This is a genomic window from Propionispora hippei DSM 15287, from assembly GCF_900141835.1.
GTDB classification, from domain to species: domain Bacteria; phylum Bacillota; class Negativicutes; order Propionisporales; family Propionisporaceae; genus Propionispora; species Propionispora hippei.
In genome coordinates, this window is record NZ_FQZD01000036.1 from 1 (window position 1) to 23,424 (window position 23,424).

Genomic DNA, 23,424 nt, shown 5'->3' on the forward strand with positions numbered 1-23,424 from the left:
GTCACAAAGGAAGCGGAGCTGACAGTTCTTTTTAAGAAGGCAGGGAAGCTTCCTGGCAAGACTTTCCCGCTCGGGAAAGTAGCGATATTTCTTGATTTCCTTAGCCACTGTACTGGGATGCTTAGTGATTTTTCTGGCAATAGAAGCCAGAGATTCACCGTCCAATAAGCCTTTCTCAATCTTAATGCGTTGGGTCGTTGACAAGTGTTTGCCATCATACTTCGTGTTAGCCATAATGACCTCCTGTGTTGCGGAGGAATCCACTGCCTATTCATTGTACCAAAAAGTAGTGCAAGACTAACAGCATCAAACACGAATTAACTACTGCAATCAAGAACTTACCTTTTCATTTTACCGCCGTTTTTGTAAAAACCGCTTGACATGGAGTTCACTCCAGATGCTAAACTAGGTTTTAAAAGAGTAAGACAATGCCTGAATTAGGCCATCCCTTTTCCGGCATTTAGTTAGGATGTGTCTTCAAATGATCAAAATATCCACCGGCAGCGTCTTTTGAAGACACTCCCTAAGCATTCCGTAACAACATGGAGGGGTATAACATGGAAGCGAAAAAATTAGGCTTTGGCTTTATGCGATTGCCGCTGATTAAGCAGGATGATCCGACCAGTGTTGATTTCCCCGAGTTGAATCAGATGGTCGATCTGTTTCTGGAGAGAGGCTTTACTTATTTTGATACTGCCTATATGTATCATTCCGGCAAGAGCGAAATCGCCTTGCGCGAAGCCTTGATCAAGCGCCATCCGCGCGACCGATTTACGGTGGCCAGCAAATTGCCGACGATGTTTCTCAAAGTCGAGGAAGATCAAGAGCGCATTTTTAATGAGCAATTAGAAAAATGCGGTGTTGATTACTTCGATTATTATTTGATTCACAACCTGGGCGTAACCAATTACGAAACAGCCAAACGATTGGACAGCTTCGGCTTTGTGCAGCAAAAGAAGCGGGAAGGCAAGGCCGGAAAAGTCGGTTTCTCCTATCATGACAATGCTGCTTTGCTTGACGAAATTCTGACGGCCCATCCGGAAGTGGACTTTGTGCAACTGCAGATTAATTACCTGGATTGGGATAATGACAGTATCCAGTCCAGGAAGTGCTACGAAGTGGCGCGCAAACACAATAAACCGATTATTGTGATGGAGCCTGTCAAAGGCGGGGCGCTGGCCAAGGTAGCGGAAAAAGCGGAAGCGCTGTTCAAGGGGTACCGGCCGGACTTATCGGTTCCGTCCTGGGCGGTACGGTATGCTGCCAGTCTGGACGGGGTTATGATGGTACTGAGCGGGATGTCCGATAAGGAGCAGCTGTTGGACAATACGGAGTACATGAGCGACTTTCAGCCGCTTAGCCAGGCAGAGCAGGCTATCATCGAACAGGCGGTTACGATTATTAATGAGGCGATTGCCATTCCCTGCACCGCCTGCCAGTACTGTGTGGATGAATGTCCGAAAAATATAGCGATTCCCAAGTATTTTGCGCTGTACAATACGGAAAAGCAAGCGGTGAGCAAGGGCTTTTCCCTGCAGCAGCTCTACTACAATAACTACACCAAAATCCATGGCAAGGCTTCGGAATGTATTGCCTGCAGGCAATGTGAGCGCCATTGCCCGCAGCATATTGAAATTACCAAGTGCCTGGAGGATGTGGCCCGGGTCTTTGAAGCATAACTTTCATTTTTCTCGGCGGGAGAGTAACCTCTAACGTTCATCCGACATAGGATACAGTAGATTCTGTATTAAGCTATGAGGAGGTTATAATCATGCGTTGGGGTGGAAATGGTGGCTTTGGACCAGGAGGTAGCTGGTTTATTATCATTATTATTATTTTGTTGTTGTTTTGCTGCTGCTGTAACGATAATGACACGTCGACCTGTTGAGTTCCCATAAATAGATAGGCTGTGTCTTTACATGTAGCATGAGGAAACTCACCTTGCCAATCCGGAAGGTGAGTTTCTTTTTATTTCATTCTTCTTTGCCGGGAATTGCCGGATTGCCGCGAACCGGTTTGCTCGCCCGGCGAACTGCCGCCAGAGCGTGCCGTATGACTTCATCCACTTGATGTTTGTTTAAGCCAAAAGGACGAACCATTGACTTGACTTCGTTGCGGAACTTTTGCTCATTAAAATCAATTACCAACAGGACCACCCCTTATTGTGTCTTTACTTTATTATACGGATGAGCCGGCGGGAAGGTGAACTGTAAAATTTCTTTATGTTACCTGGTAGTCTGTAATCCCTAATTCTTAGTGTTCTTACGAGATCTTTCCGCCCTGCTTAGTTGCCGTCGGCTTGCGTATTCCCGATATGCGCACCTCCTCCGTCTTGCAGGACGAAAAATCTCTCGCAATTCATTCTATAGGTTTAGAGTTTACAGATCTCTAGTGCTCCATAAACCTTGTAAACAGAAATTGCTGACGGTCAAAATTTCGTCAGCCGGCGTGGTCGTCAGTCGACATATAGGCGTCTTGGCTGACAAAACTTTGCCTCGCCGCAGCTTCCAGTTTCAAAGTTGGCGGAGCAGCAAAAATGAACTTTTGTGCAAAATGGCAGGGGATTTCTTCCAACATGGCGAACTATATTCTGGTATTAGTTTCAGGAGGGAGAACGAATTTTGCATACTTTCTTAGAACGTGTCAACAGTCCGCAAGATATTAAGAAGCTGACTTTTGCCGAACTTACTTTGCTGGCGGGAGAAATCCGCAGCCTGATTATTGAAACGGTAGCCCGGTCAGGCGGCCATCTGGCTCCCAATCTGGGGGTGGTGGAGCTTACCCTGGCTTTGCATAAAGTGTTTGACAGCCCACAGGATAAAATGATCTGGGATGTGGGTCACCAGTCTTATGTCCATAAAATATTGACGGGGCGGGGCGGTGCCTTGCATGAGTTGCGGCAAATGGGCGGTATCAGCGGCTTCCCGAAGCGCAGTGAAAGCGAACATGACGCGTTTGCCACCGGCCACGCCAGTACGTCCATCTCGGCGGCTGTCGGCATGGCGGTGGCGCGGGATATGTCGGGACAGGACAATCACGTGTTGGCGGTAATCGGCGACGGGTCGTTGACTGGCGGGCAAGCTTATGAAGCTTTGAATCACGCCGGGCATATCGGCACCAAACTGATTGTGGTACTGAATGACAATGAGATGTCCATTGCCAGGAATGTAGGCGCCATGTCCGGCTATCTTGCCAAAATACGGACGGCTCCCGGTTATGCGAAGGTCAAACAAGACCTTGAACATTTGCTGCGGCGTATTCCCTCGATCGGTGACCGGATGGTTCAGACGGCGGAGCGGCTGAAAGACAGTGTGCGGCATTTCTTTATTCCGGGGATGCTGTTTGAAGAGTTGGGTTTTACCTATCTCGGTCCGATCGACGGACACGACCTGGCCGACCTGACCGGACTGTTGGAAAAAGCAAAGCAAATGAGCGGCCCCGTTGTCCTCCATGTGCTGACCCGCAAGGGAAAAGGATATGCTCCAGCCGAACGAAATGCCGATATCTTTCATGGGGTAGGACCTTTTCATGCGGCCACCGGCGAGATTATCAAAAAGGACGGACCACCCACCTATACCCGGGTATTTGGTGACACCTTGCTGACCCTGGCGGAAGCCGATAAAAATATAGCCGCCATTACGGCAGCTATGCCGGAAGGAACGGGGCTAAAAGCTTTTGCCGGCCGTTTCCCGGCCCGTTTTTTTGATGTAGGTATTGCCGAACCTCATGCGGTGACCATGGCGGCGGCGATGGCCTGTGAGGGGAAGAAACCGGTCATTGCGCTTTATTCCACCTTTGGCCAGCGGGCTTATGATCAGGTGCTGCACGATGTCTGTCTGCAGGAGCTGCCGGTGGTGCTAGCTCTTGACCGGGCCGGTCTGGTAGGGGAAGACGGTCCGACGCATCACGGTGTGTTTGATTATTCCTATCTCCGGCATATACCCAATCTGATCTGCATGGCTCCGAAGGACGAGGGGGAACTGCGACATATGCTGTATACGGCGCTGCAGGGAAATCGGCCGGTAGCCCTGCGCTACCCGCGAGGCAGCGGGATCGGGATCGGGGTCGATTTGAGTGAACCGCTGCAGGTTTTGCCTGTCGGGCAGGCCGAAGTATTACGGCTGGGGCGGGATGTTAACCTGGTTGCTATCGGCTCCATGGTAAACCCCTGCCAACAAGCTGCCGCGCAATTGCAGGAACAGGGTATTGACGCCGGGGTAGTCAATGCCCGCTTTGTTAAACCGCTGGACCGGTCAGTTATTCACCTGTTAGCGGAAACCGGTCCGTTGATTACGGTGGAGGAAAATGTGCTGGCTGGCGGCTTTGGATCTGCCGTTCTGGAATGTCTTAGCGACCAGGGGCTGGCGGGTAGCCGTGTGCTGCGCCTGGGGCTGCCGGATGAGTTTATTGAGCATGGCGCTCATGCCCTGCTGCTAAAAAAGTATAGTCTCGACGCCAACGGCATTGCCAGGCAGACAGCAGGGTTTTTGCGGCAGCTCTTTCCGGAATAAATTGACCTTTTGATAAATCTGTGATACGCTGATACCAATTACATACCTGTCACAGGGGGCTGGGAAGGCCGGCTGAGATATAGACCCGATATGTCTATGACCTGTAACCTGATCTGGATAATGCCAGCGGAGGGATGACGGATAGAAGGGCCTGTTTTTAACCGTTAGCATCCGTGAGGATGCTTTTTTTATTGACTGGGCTGATGGGAATTGAAAGCAGTTTTTTTATCCCGTAGGATGTAATACTGAACTTCCACTAAAAGCTTGGGGTCTTTGCAGTCTTTCTAATCTTTTAATGGGAGCCAGGATAAGAAAATCAATGGTTGTTAGGAAAGGAACGAACTAAGATGCAGGAAAATAACCGGACGGTACGGGGAAGTCATTTTTTATTTTTATGGTTTGGTGCGGCGGTATCAATCGCTGAGATTATGACCGGCGGACTATTGGCGCCGCTGGGATTTAAGCAGGGGCTGCTGGCGGTGATCCTCGGTCATCTGGCCGGAACGACGCTGCTGGCCTTGGGCGGCTACATTGGTGCCCGCGAGGGAATTCCAGCTTTATTTTCTACGCGAATTTCTTTTGGGGTATATGGCTCTTATCTTTTTTCTGCTTTAAATATTTTGCAACTGGTGGGTTGGACGGCAGTCATGATCATTTCAGCCGCCCGTTCAGCCAATGATGTGACCAGGCTGTTGTGGGGCTGGGACCAGCTGCAAGTATGGAGTCTTTTTATTGGCGCGCTGGTGGCTCTATGGATTGCGCTGGGCCGCGAAGGAGGCTGGAAAAAACTGAATATGGCTGCAGTGGTATTACTGCTGGGCGTAACGGCGCTGTTGAGCCAGGTAGTCTTTCATGATACCGGCGCTTTGACCAAAGAGGCGGTTGGCGGCATATCTTTTGGCGGGGCGTTGGAGCTGAGCGTGGTTATGCCGTTATCCTGGCTGCCGCTGATCGCCGACTACACCCGTTTTGCCCAAAGCCGCCAGGGTGCCGTGTGGGGCAGTTGGGCCGGCTATTTTATTGGCAGCTGCTGGATGTATATTATCGGCCTGGGGGCGGCGCTGGTGAGCGGCAGTGCCGATCCGTCGGCCATGATGCTGGCCGCCGGTCTGGGCTTTGGCGCCCTGGGCATTATTGTGCTGGCCACTGTGACGACTACGTTTATGGATGCCTATTCCGCCGGCGTCAGTTTTGCCAATCTGGTGCCGGCCTGGAATGAAAAATGGATGGCGTTAGTACTGACGGCAATTGGTACGGCACTGGCGCTTGCGGTGGATATGGAACTTTATCAGGACTTTTTGCTGGCCATTGGCTCAGTTTTTGCACCGCTGTTTGCTGTTCTGTTCAGCGATTATTTCTGGCACGGCCGCCGGCAGGTGACAGCAGGTCTCTTGGTTGACTGGCCGGCGTTGGCCGTTTGGGGTATTGGGGTTTGGCTGTATTATCAAATGCTGGAGGTTGATTTTATCGCCGGCGCGACCATACCGGTCATGGTTATCTCAGCCATATTGCTTAAGCTGGTGCGCCAAGTGGGAGGACAGCAAAAACAGGCCGGCAGATAACCGGCCTGTTTGGAAGAAACAATGTTTTTTAATAGAGTCCGAATTTTTGCGACAGCCAATAACTGGCCGGCTCCTCAATCCAGCCCATGCTGTTGTCGGTAATTTCGGCGACAAACAGCCGGTCCTCGTGAGCCAGATAGCGGCCGATGGCCTCGAAAATCTGGTTGGCGTCATAGGGGCTGTCCAGCAGCCACACGGACGGCAAGGCCGGTATGGCATCACCCAAGGCGCGGAGTGCGGCGGTAAGACGGTCATAATCAGGCTGCTGGGAGCCAATGGAAAAGGTAATTGTGTAGATCATCGCTTTGTCCTTTCTGTCATATCCTGTACAATTCGCCGGCACCGGAAAAAAACCTTCCGTTTGATTGCCGGACGTGTTTTCAAAACTATATGAAACGGCCCCTGACAGCGCTATCTGTGCCATACTTCATTAAAAAATTTGCAATAGGACCACTATTCCTGCAAAAGTTCGCGTGCCCTTTAGGGTATAACTCGTTTGGCGCAAAAATCACTCGCCCTGGATATTCCGTTTAGTTTGAAAATGCGCCGTAAGAAAAAACAGCAAAAATAGTTTCAAGCTAAACGGAATTCAAAGAAAAAAGGGGTATACTAAAAATATCTCGGAGATACCGGGACAAATAAAGAGATGTTTTCTCCCTGATTTCATTTCTTTATTTTTTCGACCCCGCAGCCCCGGCCGGCTGCGGGGTTATTCCATTTGGGTTAGAATTTTTAGACAATCTGTGGTATGATAATAGCAGCTAGAGCAAAAGGGGGAAGCAAGCGTTTGTTTAAAAAGCTTTCGACAAAAGATAAAATCTTATCGGTGCTGTTTGTGGCATGGATTGCTATTTTGGACATTCATAATTTAACCTTTATCCAGATTGCCGGTATCATTGCCATTGTGTTCTATTTTATTGCGTTATATAACAAGGTCAAGGAGTAGTTTTTATAAACGGAAAAGACCGTGAAGGCAGGAACGCCTGTCTTCACGGTCTTTTTATATTTCTAGCGGGATAGCCGCTTGACGAAACAGGCAATGCGCTCCAGAGCCTCGGCCAGATTGTCGCTGGAGGTGGCGTAGGAACAGCGGACAAAGCCTTCGCCGCAGATGCCGAAGGCATCGCCGGGGACTAAAGCCACTTTCTCTGCTTTCAACAATTGTTCGGCAAAAGCCAAGGACGACAAGCCGGTCTCCTTAATAGAAGGAAAGATGTAAAAGGCGCCCTTAGGCTCAAAACAGGCTAAACCGGCGTTGTGCAGACCGTCCAGCATGAGTCGCCGGCGGAAGTTGTACTCGCCGACCATCTGCTGTACAGCCTTTTCGCCGCGCCGCAGGGCTTCAATAGCGGCGATCTGGGCGGTTATCGGCGCGCAAAGCATGGTATACTGATGAATTTTAGTCATGGCCGCAATAAAATCGGGGTTGCCCATAGCATAGCCGATGCGCCAGCCGGTCATGGCGTAGGCCTTAGAAAAACCATCCAGCAAAATGGTACGGTCTTTCATATCCGGCAGGGAAGCAAAACAGGTGTGTTGGCCGTCATAGGTCAGCTTACCGTAGATTTCGTCGGAAACAACAATGAGATCGTGCTTTTTGGCAAAACCGGCGATTTTTTCAAGCTCCTCCCGGGGCATAACGGCACCGGTGGGATTGTTGGGATAGCCGATAATTAATAGTTTGGTACGGGGGGTGACCCGGCTTTCCAGTTGCTCCACGGTCACCCGGAATTCTGTTTCCAGAGTGGTCGATACAGGTACCGGAATGCCACCGGCCAGGGTGACGCAGGCCTTGTACGATACATAGCAGGGCTCCGGGATTAGGACCTCGTCGCCGGGACAAAGCAAAGCCCGCATAGCCAGGTCAAGCGCTTCGCTTACGCCGACCGTGACCAGAATTTCATTGCGTGGATTATAGGTAACGCCGAACTCATTTTGTTTGAGCCGGGCAATTTCTTCCCGAAGCTCCAGTAGGCCAAAGTTGGAAGTGTAAGATGTATAGCCGCGGTGCAGGCCGTCGACACAACTGTCGCGGATATGCCAGGGTGTAATGAAGTCAGGCTCGCCTACTCCCAACGAAATGACATCGTCCATTTCCGAAACGATATCGAAAAAACGCCGGATGCCGGAGGGCGGGATGGAGTTGACTGCTGGTGAGATGCGCTCAGACCAGTTCATGGCGATACCACCAGCCGGTGATCAGCTTCCCGGTCATCCATGATCACATGGGCTTCTTTGTACTTTTTCAGCATAAAATGTGTGGTTGTGCTGACGACGCCGTCAATAGTGGAGAGCTTGGTGGATACGAAGTTGGCCACTTCCTTGAGCGAACTGCCCTCGATCATGGCCAGCAGGTCATAGGCGCCGGACATCAGATACAGGCTGCGTACTTCGGGAAACCGGTAAATACGTTCGGCTACCGAATCAAAACCGACTTCGCGCTGCGGCGTTATTTTTACGGCGATAATGGCGGTGACACTATCCACACCTGCCTTATCCCAGTTGATGATCGTGTGGTATTTCACGATGATCTTTTCATTTTCCAGCCGCTTGATGGCTTTTTCAATTTCCGACTGAGGCTTGTTCAGCATGACCGCCAGTTGGTCAAGCGGCAGGGTATGGTCCTTTTCTAAGAGCTCTAATAATTCAATCATGTAAAAAACCTCCTTATAAAATAAAAAAATCCCGTCCTGAAAAGGACGAGAAAATATTCCCGTGGTACCACCTAGTTTAGCCTGTGGGGCTCACTTTTTCCTGTTAACGCCAGGCTACGGCCATGCTTACTATTAGTTTTCCGCAGGCTGTTCGAGGGTGGCATTCCGTAGCGGTTCCTGCGCCGGCTCACACCTTACCCGGCTCTCTGAAGAGGACACGCGATACGTACTCTCCCTGTCATCACATTCACATTAAGTCATTTTTGAATATAGTATCATAGTAATTTTATTATTGCAAGTACAGTCTGTCCGTATAAAAATGTTTTTTGCACGGACAGACGATAGCCTGCCCGTTTTTGTATGCAAATATTTTTTAGTACATATAATACATTAGAAGGGAGTGAGGTTCTTGAAATTGCTTTCTGTAGGCTTGACCGGAGCAACAGATGAGATTCGGGTAAAACTTCAGAAAGATTGTGTTGCATTGGCGCAGGAAGGATTTCAGGTCGCGATAGATGAAACCAGCAAAGGTAATTATACCTTTCTTGGTTGCAATGTCGTCGACGGTGAGCTATCCTTCCGCAGCTATGAACGCATCAAGCAGCTCTTGAAGGATTATGTGGCTCAAATCGTTTCCGAATTGATTGTGGCCGATGAAGAAAAGAATATTATCCGCAAGATCATTAACCAGAACTACCATTACTTCAACGAGGAAGAACGGGCGGCTGTTTATGAGAACACCCTGAAAGCATTAAACGGGAATAAAACAAATGTCATTGATTTCAGCCTGGTTGACCGCCGCAAGCAAATATTGTCAAGACTGACCGATTATTTGGATCATCATCACGAATTGGTGGTGGAAGGATTTATCAACTTTCGCCTGAAAGATTATCGCGAAGAACTGGTCCATCTGGTGGATGATGTGGTTGAGGACTTCATGATGGAACTGGAATATAAAGAATTCATCCGTGTACTGCGTTATTTTGTCGATATACAGGAACCCCAGGCGGATGAAGTGCACATAGTGATCGATCCTGAAGGAGTCTTTAAAATTATTGACACGGCAGGTAATTCCATCCACAATCAGTACCTTGAGAGCTATATCAGTCAGAGCGCGGACGAAATTAATTATGGGGACCTCCTGGTTACCGCTTTAATCACCCTGGCACCGCAAGAGATCGTCCTGCATGGCTGCGACCCACAAAAAACGCAGGATACGGTCGAGATCATCAAAAATATATTTGAGGGCCGTGTGACAATCTGCAAAGGCTGCAGTCTTTGCCGGCCGTATGTTTTGGGAAATATTACGCCCGATAATTGACAACAGGCAAGGGATCAGCTATAATTTAGGAAATGTAATAGTAAGGTAAAAGTAATGACGAGGATATGGCAATAAGCAAGGCGTTGCAGAGAGAAGATGCCACCGGCTGCAAGCATCTTTAACGTAGCTACCTATTGTTACCGCCTCCGAACTGTCCGGTTGAAGCCGGACCGGGTTATATGTCCGTTAGCATAGCATATACGAGATGAGTTTTTTAAACTAATCAGGGTGGAACCGCGGGTATACTCCCGTCCCTATGTGGGACGGGAGTTTTCTATTTTTGTCAGCTTTTAGTTTTTATTTAGGAGGGATAACAAATGGGACATATTCACATTGAGTTAAACAACGGCTCGATTCGGGAAGTGGAAGCCAACCAGACACTGGGAGAAGTGGCGCAGTCAATCAGCCGCAGTCTGGCTAAAACCGCATTGGCGGCAAAAGTGGACGGCAAGGTGGTAGACCTGGCCTGCCGGCTAACCAAGAACGCTAAAGTGGAGTTTCTGACTTTTGAAGATCAGGAAGGGAAAAATGCTTTACGGCATAGTGCTTCCCACATAATGGCTCAGGCGGTAAAACGGCTGTATAGCGATGTGCAGATAGCTATCGGTCCGGCGATTGCCAACGGTTTTTACTATGACTTTGATGCGCCCGTTACATTTACTCCGGAGGATTTAGCCCGTATTCAGGCTGAGATGGAGCGCATCGTGAAAGAAGACCTGCCGATTGAACGGATGGAAATGGAGCGCGCCGAGGCAGTCCGGTTCTTTGAGGAAAAAGGTGAGTCTTACAAGGTGGAACTGATTCGCGACCTGCCGGAAGATGCCGTCATTTCTTTATACCGTCAGGGCGAGTTTGTTGATTTATGCGCCGGCCCCCATGTAGCATCCACTGGCAAGGTCAAGGCGATTAAGCTGCAAACGTTAGCGGGAGCTTACTGGCGCGGCGATGAAAAGCGCAAAATGCTGCAGCGGATATACGGAACGGCCTTTGAGAAAAAAGCCGAACTGGACGCCTACCTTACCATGCTGGAAGAAGCCGCTAAACGGGATCATCGCAAGCTGGGCCGCGAACTGGACCTCTTTAGCATTCAGGATGAGGGGCCGGGCTTCCCGTTCTTCCACCCCAAAGGTATGATTATCCGCAACGAACTGGAAACTTTCTGGCGTAAGCTGCATGTAAAATACGGCTATCAGGAAATCAAAACGCCGATTATTCTCAGTCAGAAGCTATGGCAGCAATCGGGCCACTGGGATCATTACCGGGACAATATGTATTTTACCCAAATTGATGACGAAGGCTATGCCGTTAAACCGATGAACTGTCCCGGCGGTATTTTGGTATATCGCACCCAGCATCACAGCTACCGTGACCTGCCCTTACGTACGGCCGAACTGGGTCTGGTGCACCGCCATGAACTGTCTGGCGCCTTGCACGGCTTGATGCGGGTACGCAGCTTCACCCAGGATGACGCCCATATCTTCATGCTGCCGTCGCAGATCAAGACCGAGATTAAAGGGGTTATTGATTTGTTTAACCAGGTGTACAGCACTTTTGGCCTGTCCTATCACGCTGAACTGAGCACAAAGCCGGAAAAGGCAATGGGCAATGATGAGATTTGGGAAGTGGCAACCAAGGCTTTGCAGGAAGCCCTGGAAGAGTGCGGTATGGATTATAAAATCAATCCTGGCGACGGTGCGTTTTATGGTCCGAAAATTGATTTTCATCTGAAAGATTCTATCGGCCGTACCTGGCAGTGCGGTACTATCCAACTGGACATGCTGCTGCCGGAGAAGTTTGATCTGAACTATATCGGCGAGGACGGACAAAAACACCGTCCGGTTATGATCCATCGCGTGGCTTACGGCAGCATGGAGCGGTTTATCGGCATTCTGATCGAGCATTATGCCGGAGCCTTCCCGGCCTGGCTGGCGCCGGTGCAGGTTAAACTGCTGCCTATTACCGACCGCCATGTCGCTTATGCCCAGGCCGTTGCGCAGCAAATGCGGGGGCAGGACATCCGGGTGGAAATTGACGACCGGAATGAAAAAATCGGCTACAAGATCCGGGAAGCTCAGGTGCAAAAAGTGCCGTATACACTGGTGGTTGGTGACAAGGAGCAGGAAACGAACAGTGTTGCCGTGCGCAAAAGAGGCCAGGGCGACCTGGGCAGCCAGCCGGTAGCGGAGTTTATGGCCCAGTTGCTTAAAGAAATCAGTGAGAAAAACTAGAAAATAGCTTGACTTGTAAACTTTTGAATGATATTATAGTCAAGTGAAGAATAGTAGTAAGCAGAAGCCATCCGCTTCTCACCTTACAACGGAAAGTTCGTAAGGTCTATATGGGCATGATGTATGTTTATGCTTTTTGGCGGATGGTAGTATATACCATCCGTTTTTTAGTTTTTTATAGTTCGTAAATAAGTGGAGGTGAGTGGCAATTAGCAAAGAGAGTTTAAAGATCAATGAGGAAATTCGGGCCAGGGAAGTTCGGGTGGTCGGCAGCAATGGCGATCAGTTGGGCGTTATGTTGACCAGAGAGGCCTTGCGCATTGCTGGTGAGCAGCATCTTGACCTGGTGGAGGTGGCCCCTACCGCCAAACCGCCGGTTTGTCGCATTATGGATTTCGGTAAGTTCAAGTATGAACAGCAGAAACGCGACAAAGAAGCCAAGAAGAAACAAAAAGTGGTTACGGTAAAAGAAGTAAAGCTTCGCCCCAATATTGAGGATCATGATTTCAATGTTAAGCTGAAAAACGCTCAGCGTTTTCTGCAGGACGGCGATAAGGTCAAGGTAACCATTATGTTCCGTGGCCGGGAACTTTCTCATCCGGAGCTGGGGAAACAGGTTTTACTCAAAATGGCCGCTGAATTGAAAGAGATGGTCAATGTTGAGCGGGAACCCAAGCTGGAAGGAAAAAATATGATTATGATTTTGGCAGCTAAACCACATAGCTAAGCCTTATAATTTAGAAGGAGGATCCACCATGCCTAAAATAAAAACACGCAGAAGTGCCGCAAAACGTTTTAAAGTCACAGGCTCCGGCGAATTCAAACGCGCTAAAGCCTTTAAAAGCCATATTTTGGAGAAAAAATCTCCGTCCCGTAAACGCAATTTGCGTAAAGCGGCTCTGGTCAGCAAATCCGATCATGAGCGCGTAGCAAAAATGCTTCCTTACGCTTAATTTTCCATACTTAACTTAAACAGGGGGTAAACAACATGCCAAGAGTTAAAAAAGGCGTGACTGCACATAGACGTCATAAAAAGATATTAAAACTGGCGAAAGGCTACAGAGGAGCCAAGAGCAAACAGTTTAAAAAGGCCAATGAAACGGTTATGAAGGCGCTGTATTATGCCCGCCGTGACCGTCGTGCCAAAAAAGGCGAATTCCGCAGATTGTGGATTGCCCGTATTAATGCGGCTGCCCGCACCAACGGCATTTCTTACAGCCAGTTGATGAACGGCCTGAAAAAAGCCGGTGTGGAAGTAAACCGTAAAATGTTGGCAGAGCTTGCTGTAAGCGACAGTGCGGCCTTTGGTTCGTTAGTGGCTGCTGCGAAAGAGCAATTGGCCAAGTAAGATAAATCCGGAGCAATCCGGATTTTTTTACATAACCGGAGATTCTAAAAAGGAGTGTTCCGACTCTATGCTGGAACGTATCAACAGCTTGCAAAACCAATATGTCAAACTGGCTGCCTCCTTAAGGGGAAAAAAGTACCGCGAGGAAACAGGACTTTTTGCCGCAGAAGGGATCCGGCTGGTCGAAGAAGCGGCGCAATCGGACTATTGCATTGATTTGTGCCTGTGTACCGAGAAAGTGGCCCGGAGCGAACGGGGACAGGCTATTCTCGCTGCTTTGGGGCAGAAGAATATCCGGTTGCTGGAGGTTAGTGAGAGCGTCTATGCTAAAATAAGCGATACCGAGCAACCCCAGGGAATTATGGCGCTTGTACAAAAGAAACGTTTTTGTTTGCGGGAAGTAGCTGACCGGCAGGGGGCTCCGCTCTGGGTGGTGCTGGATCACCTCCAGGACCCGGGCAATGTGGGCGCCGCCATTCGCAGTGCCGATGCGGCCGGTTGTACGGCGGTTATCCTGTCGCCGGGCTGTGCCGATCCGTTTGCCGGCAAGACGGTACGAGCCAGTATGGGTTCCTTGTTCCACCTGCCTATACTAGAGCAGGTGGCTTTAGCGGATTTTTTCCGGTTCTGTAAAGAAACAGGCGTTACACTGCTGACCTCTTCGCTAACCTCCTCAGACGTTTACTTTGAGGTTGACTTTACGTCAGGCGTTGCCGTTATTTTCGGCAACGAAGGAAAGGGCGTCAGTCAGGAAAGCCTGGCGGCAGCCGATCAAAACGTATATATTCCTTTGGTAGGGAAGGCCGAATCGCTTAATGTGTCGGCCGCCGTTTCCGTGATCCTTTACGAAGCGGTACGGCAGAGATATTACGGACAACGGCAGGGAAAAAATGACCGGTAAGTGTGAAGGTCAGCCTGGGGAACTATTAATTCGCACCGCGTATACAGACGGATATTTTTTAGCCTAGCCGTGTCAGCAAAACCCTGGAATAGCCAATCTTTCCTTCGGTTTTGCTTTCTCGTCAGGTGAAAAATCTCTCGTCATGCCGGCAGGCTCAATAAATCAGCGGTTCCCTTGTAAATTGAGAATCTGTATGCTACAATAGAAAAAAGTCCTGATACCGACATTAAATAGGGAGGGTGTGGTCTTGGTGTTGACCGCCGAATTCTTCTGGAAATTGTTTGTAACGACCGGTTCTATTGCTGCGTACTTATCTTATCGACAATTGATCATGCATTGATGGACTTTAATCGCGATGACGGAAAAAGTATGTCAGGTCTGTTTCGTACAGGGAGGAAGCTGCCGTAGATTGAGAGCAGCTCCGGGGACATCTGGCAGAAGTTCGTTCCTGAGTATCCGGGCTGAAGGTGAATTCTGGTAGGCCGGACGTTTCTTCCGCGTTAGGGAAGCAGAGTATAAATTTAGGGTGGTACCGCGGAAGTATGGCTTTCGCCCCTTTTCAGGGGCGGAGGTCTTTTTATTTAGTTTTTAGTTTAGGAGGATAGTTATGGAAGAACAATTGGCAGCACTAAGGGAGCAGGCGCTTCGTGAACTAAACGAAGCTGAGGGCATCAATGCCCTGAATGAACTAAAAGTTAAATTTTTAGGAAAAAAAGGGAGCTTGACCGGACTTCTGAAAGGCTTGGGCGGCTTGCAGCCGGAAGAACGGCCTCGCATTGGGCAGCTTGTCAACGATATCCGAGTACAACTGGAAGCCGGGATTACTGCTAAGGGTGAGGAACTAAAGCAGGCAGAGCTGGCTAACCGACTGGCCTCTGAACGGATTGACGTAACTCTGCCGGGGCGTCGCCCGGCGATAGGCACCAAGCATCCACTGACACTGACGCTGGAACGGATCAAGGAAACCTTTATGCGGATGGGGTTTGATATCGCCGATGGGCCGGAAGTGGAGACCGATTATTATAATTTTGAGGCGCTAAACCTGCCGCCGGACCATCCGGCCCGGGATATGCAGGATTCCTTCTATATTACCGAAGATATATTGCTGCGCACCCATACCTCACCGGTACAGGTCCGCACCATGCAGGCGTCGGATCCGCAAAAGCCTATTCGGATCATTGCGCCGGGCAAGGTATACCGCCGCGATTATGATGCTACCCATTCACCGATTTTTCATCAGGTGGAAGGACTGGTAGTCGATAAGGGCATCCGTTTTTCCGATCTGAAGGGTACGCTGGAACTGTTTATCCATGAAATATTCGGCAGCAAAGTGGGCGTTCGTTTCCGGCCCAGCTTTTTTCCGTTTACCGAACCGAGCGCCGAAGTAGACATTTCCTGTGTAATGTGCGGCGGCAAGGGCTGTCGTGTATGTTCGGGGACCGGCTGGCTGGAAATTCTGGGGTCAGGCATGGTGCACCCCCGTGTGCTGGAAATGAGCCGGTTTGATTCGGAACAGGTCAGTGGTTTTGCTTTTGGCATGGGGGTCGAACGTATTGCTATGCTGGTATACGGCATTGATGACCTACGTTTGTTTTATGATAACGACTTGCGCTTCTTGCGGCAGTTTTAAGAAGGAGGTTTAACCTATGCGTGCATCTGTTAAATGGCTTAAAGACTATATTGATTTTAAGGAAACACCGGAAGAACTGGCCGACCTGCTGACTATGGCCGGTGTGCCTGTTGCCACCGTTGAATATTTAGGTAAGAATATTGAAAAAGTAGTAACCGGAAAAATTCTGGCTATTGAGTCGCATCCTAACGCCGATAAGCTGTGCATCTGCAAAATCGATGTTGCCGCCGGTGAGATACTTACCATTGTAACCGGAGCAAAAAATGTCCAAGAAAATGATATTGTGCCTGTGGCGCTGGTGGGAGCCGAATTGCCGAACGGCATGAAAATTAAAGAAAGCAAGCTGCGCGGAGTTATGTCCAGCGGCATGCTGTGCTCGGCGGCCGAACTTAATTTGGACAGCAAGCTGCTGTCTGCGGAAGCTAAAGAGGGTATTTATATTTTGCCGTCTGAAACCCCGATGGGCGTCGATGTCCGGACTGTGCTGGGCTTGGATGACGTGGTGCTGGAGTTTGAGCTTACGGCAAACCGGGCCGACTGTTTCAGCATTCTGGGGCTGGTGAGGGAAATTGCCGTATTGACAAAGAACAGTGTAAAAAAGCCTATGCTGAACGTAAAAGAGGCTGCTGGCGAAAAAGCATCTGCCCTGTTTAAAGTGGACATCCAGGAGCCTGCTCTCTGTTCGCGCTTCACTGCGCGGGTGCTGAAGAATGTCAAGGTCGCCCCTTCGCCGGACTGGCTGAGACACCGGCTGCAGGCGGCGGGCATGCGCTCCATCAATAACGTAGTTGATGTTACCAACTTTGTCATGCTGGAAATGGGGCAGCCCATGCATGCTTACGACTACAATCTGCTGGCCCGCCACACCCTGAGTGTCCGTAAGGCCAACCCCAAAGAGCGGCTGACGACCCTGGACGGCGTAAGGCGGGAACTGACGGAGGATATGCTGGTAATCGCCGATGCCGTACAGGCGGTAGGACTGGCTGGTGTCATGGGCGGTCTGGCAACGGAAGTTTCCGCTAACACCCAGAACATTCTTTTGGAGGCGGCCTCCTTTAACGGTGTCAGCATCCGGCGGACTTCACGCAGTCTGGGACTTCGTTCGGAAGCTTCCGGCCGGTTTGAACGGGGCGTTGATACGGCCAATATTACCCGGGCGTTGGACCGGGCCGCGCAATTGCTGGAAGATATGGGAGCCTGCCAAGTCTGTACCGGTATAGTAGACCAGTACCCGCAGGTCGTGCTGCCCAAGCAAGTGGTCTTTACCGCCGGACAGATTAATGCCCGTTTGGGAACGGATATTGCCAAGAAGGACATGCTGGAAATCTTAAAACGTCTGGAGTTTGAGCTTGATGCTCCCGGTTCGGCCGATGCGGTTACTGTAACCGTGCCGACCTGGCGCAGCGACATTACCAGAGCGGCAGATATTTCGGAGGAAATAGCGCGGATTTACGGCTACGATAGGATTCCCTCGACTACTCCGCACGGCAATATGGTCCGGGGCGGCCAGAGCTATCTGCAGACCATTGCCGATAAAGTAAAGACTACTTTGTCCGGTAGCGGCTTCTCCGAGATTGTTGCGTTTAGTTTCACACATCCGGGAACGCTGGATAAGCTGAATATCCCCGCTGATAGTACTCTGCGCAAAACAATCGCCATAGTAAACCCGATTACCGATGATTTCCCGCTGCTGCGGACCACTTTGTTGGGCAGCATGCTGGAAACGGTGGCCCGTAATTTATCCCGCAAAAATGAGGATTTGCACCTATATGAACTGGGGGCGGTCTATTTGCCGGAAACCCTGCCGCCGACGGCTGGCTCTCTACCGCAGGAACCGTTGATGCTATGCGGCGCTCTGGTGGGAAATCGCCAGGAGATGACCTGGAATGTAAAGAAAGAGCCGGTTGATTTTTATGACGCTAAGGGGGCCGTGGAGGTATTGCTGGATTCTATGGGAATCGAGAACTATACTATACAGGCCGGCGAACATCCTTCCTTCCATCCGGGAAAAACGGCAATCGTTGTTAAAGACGATACGGTGCTGGGAACGATTGGCGAAGTGCATCCCCAGGTGCTGGATGGTTTTGATATTAACCGTAAGGTATACGCTTTTGAATTGAATGTGGCGGCTATTGCCGACAAGGCTGAACTCTTGAACAAATACCGTTCACTGCCTAAGTTCCCGGCGATCAACCGGGATATCGCCGTCGTTCTGCCGGCGGAAATCCCGGTTGACGAGGTATACCGGACGATTAGCGATACGGCAGGCGCTCTGCTTACCGGTTTGAAACTGTTCGACGTGTATACCGGCGAACAGGTGGCTGCCGGCTTGCGCAGCCTGGCCTTTTCCCTAACCTTCCGGTCGGCGGAAAAGACGCTTACCGATGAAGAAGTGGAAGGGCCTTACAAAAAGGTTATTGCTGCGCTGGAAAATACGCTGCAGGCAAAAATCCGGAGTTAACTAAATTATTAGGAAAATAAAGCAAGAAAGATCTGGTCAGCCGGCCCGATCTTTCTTGTTTTGCTTTTTTCCGGCAGGATTTAGCTCCTGCAGGTAGAATCTATCATAACAAAGTATTTATGTGAATTTCCTGAAAGCGGGTCTGTTGCGCTTAGTCGGTGTATATACTATGTAGTTGAAGAACAAACAAGGTAGTTGGTGAAAGAAGCATGAATGATAAAAAATGTAAGGTTACAGTTGAAATATTTGGCGAGTCGTATCCACTTAAGGGCGATGCCAATATGGAGCACATTATAAGAACCGCAGCTCTGGTCGATGAACGTATGCGCAAGGTCGCGCGAACCAATGCCCGTTTATCACCGGCGAAGATTGCCGTGCTGGCGGCACTTAATCTGGCGGATGAATTCATTCGGCTGGAGACAGATTATCAGGAACTGCTGGAGCTGCTGGATAAGAAATAATATCTGATCACCGGAGTTGTCTAATACTAGCCGGTATAAGCCTCCTTTTATCTGCGAATAATAGCGATAAAAGGGGTGATAGTGTGTTTGGTCTTGGTGAGGCAGCTTCGCTAGGTGAACTTGGACGGGTTTTTTTACATATTATTCTTTTCTGTACGGCGGCGCTGATTGTGGTGCGCATTATGGGAAACCGTACGGTAGGGCAGCTTTCTCCTTTTGATTTTGTGATCATGGTAGGCATCGGCGACATTATAGTCAGCGCTGCCATGGATAAAACGCAAACCCTGCTGACTGGGGTGGAAGCACTGCTGGCCCTCCTGCTTTTGCAGCAGGTGCTGTCTTACCTGTCGTTAAAGAGTACGCGCCTAAGAACCTGGTTTGAGGGAACGCCGGTGACTTTGATTAAGGACGGGAAAATTATTAAAGAAAACTTTGCCAACACCTATTTTAACTATGACGATTTGCGTCAGGAACTGCATCGGCAGGGCATGGATATTACCGATCTGAAGGATATTAAAACAGGCCGTCTGGAAAGCTGCGGCGTGTTTTCGGTCATAAAAAATCCCGAGGCCGAGCCGGTGTGCCGGCGGGATTTTGATGATTATATTGCCAGTATGTTCGATAATCCGCTAAGTCCTATGGGTGCTCAAATGGTAAAACTGGAAAAGCTGGTGGAGGATGTGAGCTATATTAGGGAATACCTGCAGCAGCCTCCGGGCCGGTATGATGCGCCGGATTCTCAGCAGCCGTTAACGGAAAAAGAAATTCATTGAAAAAAGGAGGGGTAACCCCTTCTTTTTTCAATGAATAGCTGGTAAGGTATATACAGATGGAAACTGTTTTTTATTTACCATAGCGGGGCAGGTGGTTTAATGAAGGTATTGCTTGTTTTTGTCGACGGAATCGGTTTGGGAGAAAACCGGTCTGATAAAAATCCATTTGTAGCCTACCCCGTGCCCTTACTGCAAACCTTGTTCGGCGGTTCGCCAACTCTTTCGCTGGGACCGGTTCTATCGGAACATGCCTGTTTGATTCCAACGGATGCCACACTGGGCGTAGCGGGACTGCCGCAAAGCGCGACCGGTCAAACGGCACTGTTTACCGGTGTGAACGCTCCGGCTGTTATGGGCATGCATGTTCACGCCTTTCCGGGGCCGAAACTGACCGAAATCATTGCCAGACACGGCATCATGAAACGGCTGGCAAGCCATGGCTATCGGGTTACCTCGGCTAATATGTATACGCCGGACTATATGACCTTGGTGGCTAGCCGCAAACGACGTCATGCGGCGACTACGCTGACCATTCTGACCGCCGGACAGCCGCTGCGGTCACTGGAAGATTTGCTGACCGGGCGGGCTATTTATCAGGATATTACCAATGAAGCACTAATTCAGGCCGGTTGGCCTGATGTGGTGCCTCTGGCGCCTCGGCTGGCCGGACACCGGTTGGTAGAACTGGCCGATACGCAGGATTTTACTATGTTCGAGTATTTTCAAACCGATCTGTGCGGCCATAAGCAAGACTGGGTGCGGGCCGCGCAGATCATGAATATTTTGCAGAAATTCCTGGCCGGTATTTATGAAGCATTAACGCCGGACATGCTATTAGTGCTGACCAGTGATCATGGCAATTTCGAAGATTTAAGCACGAAAAGGCATACGCTGCAGCCGGTGCCGACTGTACTGATCGGCAGGCAGTGCGTCCGGCTGGCCCGGAATATACATTCTTTAGCCGATATCACACCGGCGATTATCTCGGCTTTGGAAACAGATAGAGGGAGATGAATTTTTTGGAACTTTTGGCTCCTGTGGGCAGTTACCCTGCGTTGGTAGCTGCCGTGGAAAGCGGTGCCGACGCCGTATATTTGGCGGGAAAGTCCTTTGGCGCCCGCGCTTATGCCGATAATTTTGGAGAAGAGGAGCTGGCGGCCGCAGTGCGTTTTGCCCATTTGCGCGGTGTGCTGGTTTATATAACCGTGAATACGCTGGTAGATACGGCGGAATTGGAGGAATTAGCCGTCTATCTACAGCTTTTGGACCGGCTTCAGGTGGACGCCATCATCGTCCAGGACCTGGGCGTGGCGGCTCTGGCCCGGCGGCTTATCCCCTGTGTGCCGCTGCATGCCAGTACACAGATGACGATTCATAATCTGGCCGGAGTAGAGTATCTGGCGGAACTGGGATTTTCCCGGGCCGTGCTGGCCAGGGAACTGTCTTTGGAGGAAATCAGTCATATTTGCCAGCACTCACCGATTGAGATAGAAGTATTTGTCCATGGGGCGTTATGCATTTCCTACTCAGGGCAATGTTTGATGAGCAGCATGATCGGCGGCCGCAGCGGCAACCGCGGGCGCTGTGCGCAGCCCTGCCGTCTGCCGTATACTTTGGTTGACCGGGACGGCAACAATGTTTTGGCCGATGCCGATGCCGGCGAATACCTGTTAAGTCCCAAGGATTTTAATACACTGGACGATATGCCGGATTTGATGGACGCCGGCGTAACCTCGTTTAAAATTGAGGGGCGCATGAAACGTCCGGAATATGTGGCCGTGGTAGTCGACATATACCGGCGGCGGATGCAGTCTTATCTGGAGGGCAATCCGGATGCGTCGGTGGCCGCCCTGCAGCATAAAAATCTGGCCCAAATATTTAACCGGGATTTTACCACTGCCTATTTACATAAGAAAACAGGCCGGGAGATGATGAGCCACCGGCGTCCCAACAACCGGGGTGTCCGGATCGGACGGGTGCTGGCTTATGATCTGGTCGACAAATCGGTTAGATTGAAGCTGGATGAGGAGCTTCATGTCGATGATATTATTGAATTTTGGGTCAAGGTGGGCGGGCGGGTCAATACTACCGTGACCGCTATCCACCAGGAGGGAAGCGAAGTGGCGGCAGCGCCGGCTGGTGCCGAGGTAACCGTGGCAGTGCCGTCACCGGTTAAAGCCGGTGACCGGGTATTTAAGATATTTGATGCCCGGCTGATGGAATATGCCCGCCGGTTTTTTACCGGTGCGGCGCCGGTCAGGCGTATTCCGGTAAAGGTCGTGGTGGAGGTTGCCCAGGGACGGCCGTTGGTCGTTCATATGCAAGACAGTGAGGGTTTTACCGGACAGGCTGCCACCCAGTTTATTGCCGAGACTGCCCGCAACCGGCCCCTGACAGCCGAAACGGTTGCCAAGCAAATCGAACGCCTGGGAACGACCGTGTTTGCCTTCAAACAACTTGAATGCCGGATTGACGGATCCGTCATGGTGCCCTTGAGTGAAATCAACGATGCCCGGCGACGGGCGGTCGAGGCGCTGGAAGAGGCCAGACTGGCCCGGTTCAGCCGCCCTACGGCACCCGTGTCGGCTCACTTCCCCGAACCGGCTGGCGTAAAACCTCTGACGGGCAAAAAGCCGGAGCTCGTGGTTCAAGTAGATACGCTGGAGAAAATAAAAACAGCTTTGCGGCAGGGTGCCGACCGCATTATGTTTGGCGGAGAAACGCTGAACCATCAGGCGCTCTCATCGGAAGACTACCGGAGAGCCGTTGACCTGGTTCGCTCGGCTGGTAAAAAAATTGTCTTGAGCACGCCGCGGCTGGCGAAAGAGTGGCAGATACCTAAGCTGCGGCAAGAGCTTGCCCTGTTTGAGTCGCTGGCGCCGGATGCTGTGGCTGTTGCCAACCTGGGTGTGCTGTACCTGGCCCGGGAACAGGTTTCGCTGCCGCTCCATGGCGATTACCCGCTTAATATTTATAATCTGTATACCATTCAGTTTTTGGCGGCGCAACAGGTAGCCAGTCTGACCCTTTCCCCCGAACTGACCTTTTCCCAGGTGGAAAGACTGGCCGGCAGCAGTCCTGTCGAGCTGGAATGCCTGGTACATGGCTATTTGACGTTAATGGTGTCTGAATACTGTGCGGTAGGCAGTTTTTTGGGCCAGCTTCACACAGGCACCTGCCAACAAACTTGTCTAAAGGGACAGTACTGGCTGAAAGACCGCAAGGGAGAACGGTTTCCGCTGGCCACCGATCAGTATTGCCGCATGCATGTGTTAAACGGCAAAGAGCTCAGCATGCTGCCCCATATTGACCGGTTTGCCGAAAGCGGTATCAGCCGGTTGCGCATTGAGGGCAAATGGGGGTCTGACGTTCATTTGGCCGAGGTAGTCCGGCTTTATCGCGAATGCCTTGACCTGGGAACGGTGCAGCGCAAACGGGTACAGGAAAAGATTAACGCAGCCGAACATGAAGATATAACGAGAGGCCATTATTTCAGAGGGGTACTGTAACTGGTAGCCGGTGGCCTTAAGCCACGGGCTTAGGCGGATACGGCATAGGTCGGACCTTTCTGTCT

General features: G+C 50.6%; 21 protein-coding genes, 1 riboswitch and 3 other annotated features. Of the genes, 16 read left to right on the plus strand and 5 right to left on the minus strand.

All coding sequences use genetic code 11. The features are described 5' to 3' along the window. Positions 1-234, minus strand: a 234-nt coding sequence (locus F3H20_RS15745) for a helix-turn-helix domain-containing protein (RefSeq protein ID WP_149735706.1), incomplete at its 3' end; no start/stop codon positions are given. A 323-nt stretch (positions 235-557) separates the two neighbouring features. Between F3H20_RS15745 and F3H20_RS15750 the strand changes: the two genes are divergently transcribed. Then, positions 558-1,679, plus strand: a complete 1,122-nt coding sequence (locus F3H20_RS15750; protein ID WP_149735850.1) for an aldo/keto reductase — start codon at positions 558-560, stop codon at positions 1,677-1,679. Between the two features lie 294 nt (positions 1,680-1,973). On the opposite strand, the gene F3H20_RS19990 is transcribed toward F3H20_RS15750, so the two are convergent. Continuing rightward, complete coding sequence (locus F3H20_RS19990) at positions 1,974-2,147, minus strand: hypothetical protein (RefSeq protein WP_188128368.1); 174 nt, start codon at positions 2,145-2,147, stop codon at positions 1,974-1,976. A gap of 474 nt (positions 2,148-2,621) precedes the next feature. Between F3H20_RS19990 and dxs the strand changes: the two genes are divergently transcribed. Further along, entirely contained in the window at positions 2,622-4,511 is a 1,890-nt protein-coding gene (gene dxs, locus F3H20_RS15755) for a 1-deoxy-D-xylulose-5-phosphate synthase (protein ID WP_149735851.1), read from the plus strand. Positions 4,512-4,553: 42 nt separating this feature from the next. Continuing rightward, positions 4,554-4,663: riboswitch (TPP riboswitch) on the plus strand. A gap of 195 nt (positions 4,664-4,858) precedes the next feature. Then, on the plus strand, positions 4,859-6,073 hold the full coding sequence (gene cytX / locus F3H20_RS15760; RefSeq protein WP_149735852.1) for a putative hydroxymethylpyrimidine transporter CytX: 1,215 nt from the start codon (positions 4,859-4,861) through the stop codon (positions 6,071-6,073). Positions 6,074-6,101: 28 nt separating this feature from the next. Here the strand turns inward: cytX and F3H20_RS15765 are convergent, their stop codons facing one another. Next, positions 6,102-6,416, minus strand: a complete 315-nt coding sequence (locus tag F3H20_RS15765; protein WP_149735853.1) for a hypothetical protein — start codon at positions 6,414-6,416, stop codon at positions 6,102-6,104. Between the two features lie 444 nt (positions 6,417-6,860). On the opposite strand from F3H20_RS15765, the gene F3H20_RS19995 reads away from it, so the two are divergent. Then, a complete protein-coding gene (locus F3H20_RS19995; protein WP_188128369.1) occupies positions 6,861-7,019 on the plus strand; it encodes a hypothetical protein in 159 nt (52 codons plus the stop codon). A 62-nt stretch (positions 7,020-7,081) separates the two neighbouring features. On the opposite strand, the gene F3H20_RS15770 is transcribed toward F3H20_RS19995, so the two are convergent. After that, on the minus strand, positions 7,082-8,251 hold the full coding sequence (locus tag F3H20_RS15770; RefSeq protein ID WP_149735854.1) for an aminotransferase class I/II-fold pyridoxal phosphate-dependent enzyme: 1,170 nt from the start codon (positions 8,249-8,251) through the stop codon (positions 7,082-7,084). After that, entirely contained in the window at positions 8,248-8,727 is a 480-nt protein-coding gene (locus F3H20_RS15775) for an Lrp/AsnC family transcriptional regulator (protein WP_091744742.1), read from the minus strand. The genes F3H20_RS15770 and F3H20_RS15775 overlap by 4 nt, the downstream gene beginning before the upstream one ends. 38 nt (positions 8,728-8,765) lie before the next feature. Next, positions 8,766-8,978, minus strand: a binding site (T-box leader). A gap of 158 nt (positions 8,979-9,136) precedes the next feature. Between F3H20_RS15775 and ytxC the strand changes: the two genes are divergently transcribed. From ytxC to F3H20_RS15840, 12 genes are all read left to right on the plus strand, one after another. Next, on the plus strand, positions 9,137-10,048 hold the full coding sequence (gene ytxC / locus F3H20_RS15780; RefSeq protein ID WP_149735855.1) for a putative sporulation protein YtxC: 912 nt from the start codon (positions 9,137-9,139) through the stop codon (positions 10,046-10,048). Between the two features lie 317 nt (positions 10,049-10,365). Beyond that, positions 10,366-12,276, plus strand: coding sequence for a threonine--tRNA ligase (gene thrS / locus F3H20_RS15785; RefSeq protein ID WP_149735856.1), 1,911 nt, complete (start codon positions 10,366-10,368; stop codon positions 12,274-12,276). A gap of 52 nt (positions 12,277-12,328) precedes the next feature. Next, positions 12,329-12,454: a sequence feature (ribosomal protein L20 leader region), on the plus strand. A gap of 24 nt (positions 12,455-12,478) precedes the next feature. Continuing rightward, positions 12,479-13,003, plus strand: a complete 525-nt coding sequence (infC, locus tag F3H20_RS15790) for a translation initiation factor IF-3 (RefSeq protein ID WP_091744738.1) — start codon at positions 12,479-12,481, stop codon at positions 13,001-13,003. A gap of 28 nt (positions 13,004-13,031) precedes the next feature. Beyond that, positions 13,032-13,229, plus strand: a complete 198-nt coding sequence (gene rpmI, locus F3H20_RS15795; RefSeq protein WP_054260349.1) for a 50S ribosomal protein L35 — start codon at positions 13,032-13,034, stop codon at positions 13,227-13,229. 35 nt (positions 13,230-13,264) lie between these two features. Continuing rightward, on the plus strand, positions 13,265-13,624 hold the full coding sequence (rplT, locus tag F3H20_RS15800) for a 50S ribosomal protein L20 (RefSeq protein ID WP_091744737.1): 360 nt from the start codon (positions 13,265-13,267) through the stop codon (positions 13,622-13,624). 67 nt (positions 13,625-13,691) lie between these two features. Further along, positions 13,692-14,525 (plus strand): TrmH family RNA methyltransferase, encoded by an 834-nt coding sequence (locus F3H20_RS15805; RefSeq protein WP_149735857.1) that lies wholly within the window; start codon positions 13,692-13,694, stop codon positions 14,523-14,525. Between the two features lie 346 nt (positions 14,526-14,871). Further along, positions 14,872-15,085 (plus strand) — a binding site (T-box leader). Positions 15,086-15,132: 47 nt separating this feature from the next. Further along, positions 15,133-16,155 (plus strand): phenylalanine--tRNA ligase subunit alpha, encoded by a 1,023-nt coding sequence (gene pheS / locus F3H20_RS15815; protein WP_149735858.1) that lies wholly within the window; start codon positions 15,133-15,135, stop codon positions 16,153-16,155. A gap of 16 nt (positions 16,156-16,171) precedes the next feature. Further along, positions 16,172-18,616, plus strand: a complete 2,445-nt coding sequence (gene pheT / locus F3H20_RS15820; protein ID WP_149735859.1) for a phenylalanine--tRNA ligase subunit beta — start codon at positions 16,172-16,174, stop codon at positions 18,614-18,616. 209 nt (positions 18,617-18,825) lie between these two features. After that, positions 18,826-19,077 carry a cell division protein ZapA gene (locus F3H20_RS15825; RefSeq protein WP_149735860.1) on the plus strand — a complete coding sequence of 84 codons (252 nt, stop codon included), beginning with the start codon at positions 18,826-18,828 and terminating at the stop codon, positions 19,075-19,077. A gap of 83 nt (positions 19,078-19,160) precedes the next feature. Continuing rightward, positions 19,161-19,850, plus strand: a complete 690-nt coding sequence (locus F3H20_RS15830) for a DUF421 domain-containing protein (protein ID WP_223191805.1) — start codon at positions 19,161-19,163, stop codon at positions 19,848-19,850. Between the two features lie 99 nt (positions 19,851-19,949). Continuing rightward, on the plus strand, positions 19,950-20,864 hold the full coding sequence (locus F3H20_RS15835; protein WP_149735861.1) for a metalloenzyme: 915 nt from the start codon (positions 19,950-19,952) through the stop codon (positions 20,862-20,864). Beyond that, the gene (locus F3H20_RS15840) at positions 20,861-23,359 is read left to right on the plus strand and encodes a DUF3656 domain-containing U32 family peptidase (protein ID WP_149735862.1); all 2,499 of its coding nucleotides are present in this window, start codon (positions 20,861-20,863) and stop codon (positions 23,357-23,359) included. Before F3H20_RS15835 ends, F3H20_RS15840 begins: the two co-directional genes overlap by 4 nt. The last annotated feature ends 65 nt before the right edge of the window (positions 23,360-23,424 follow it).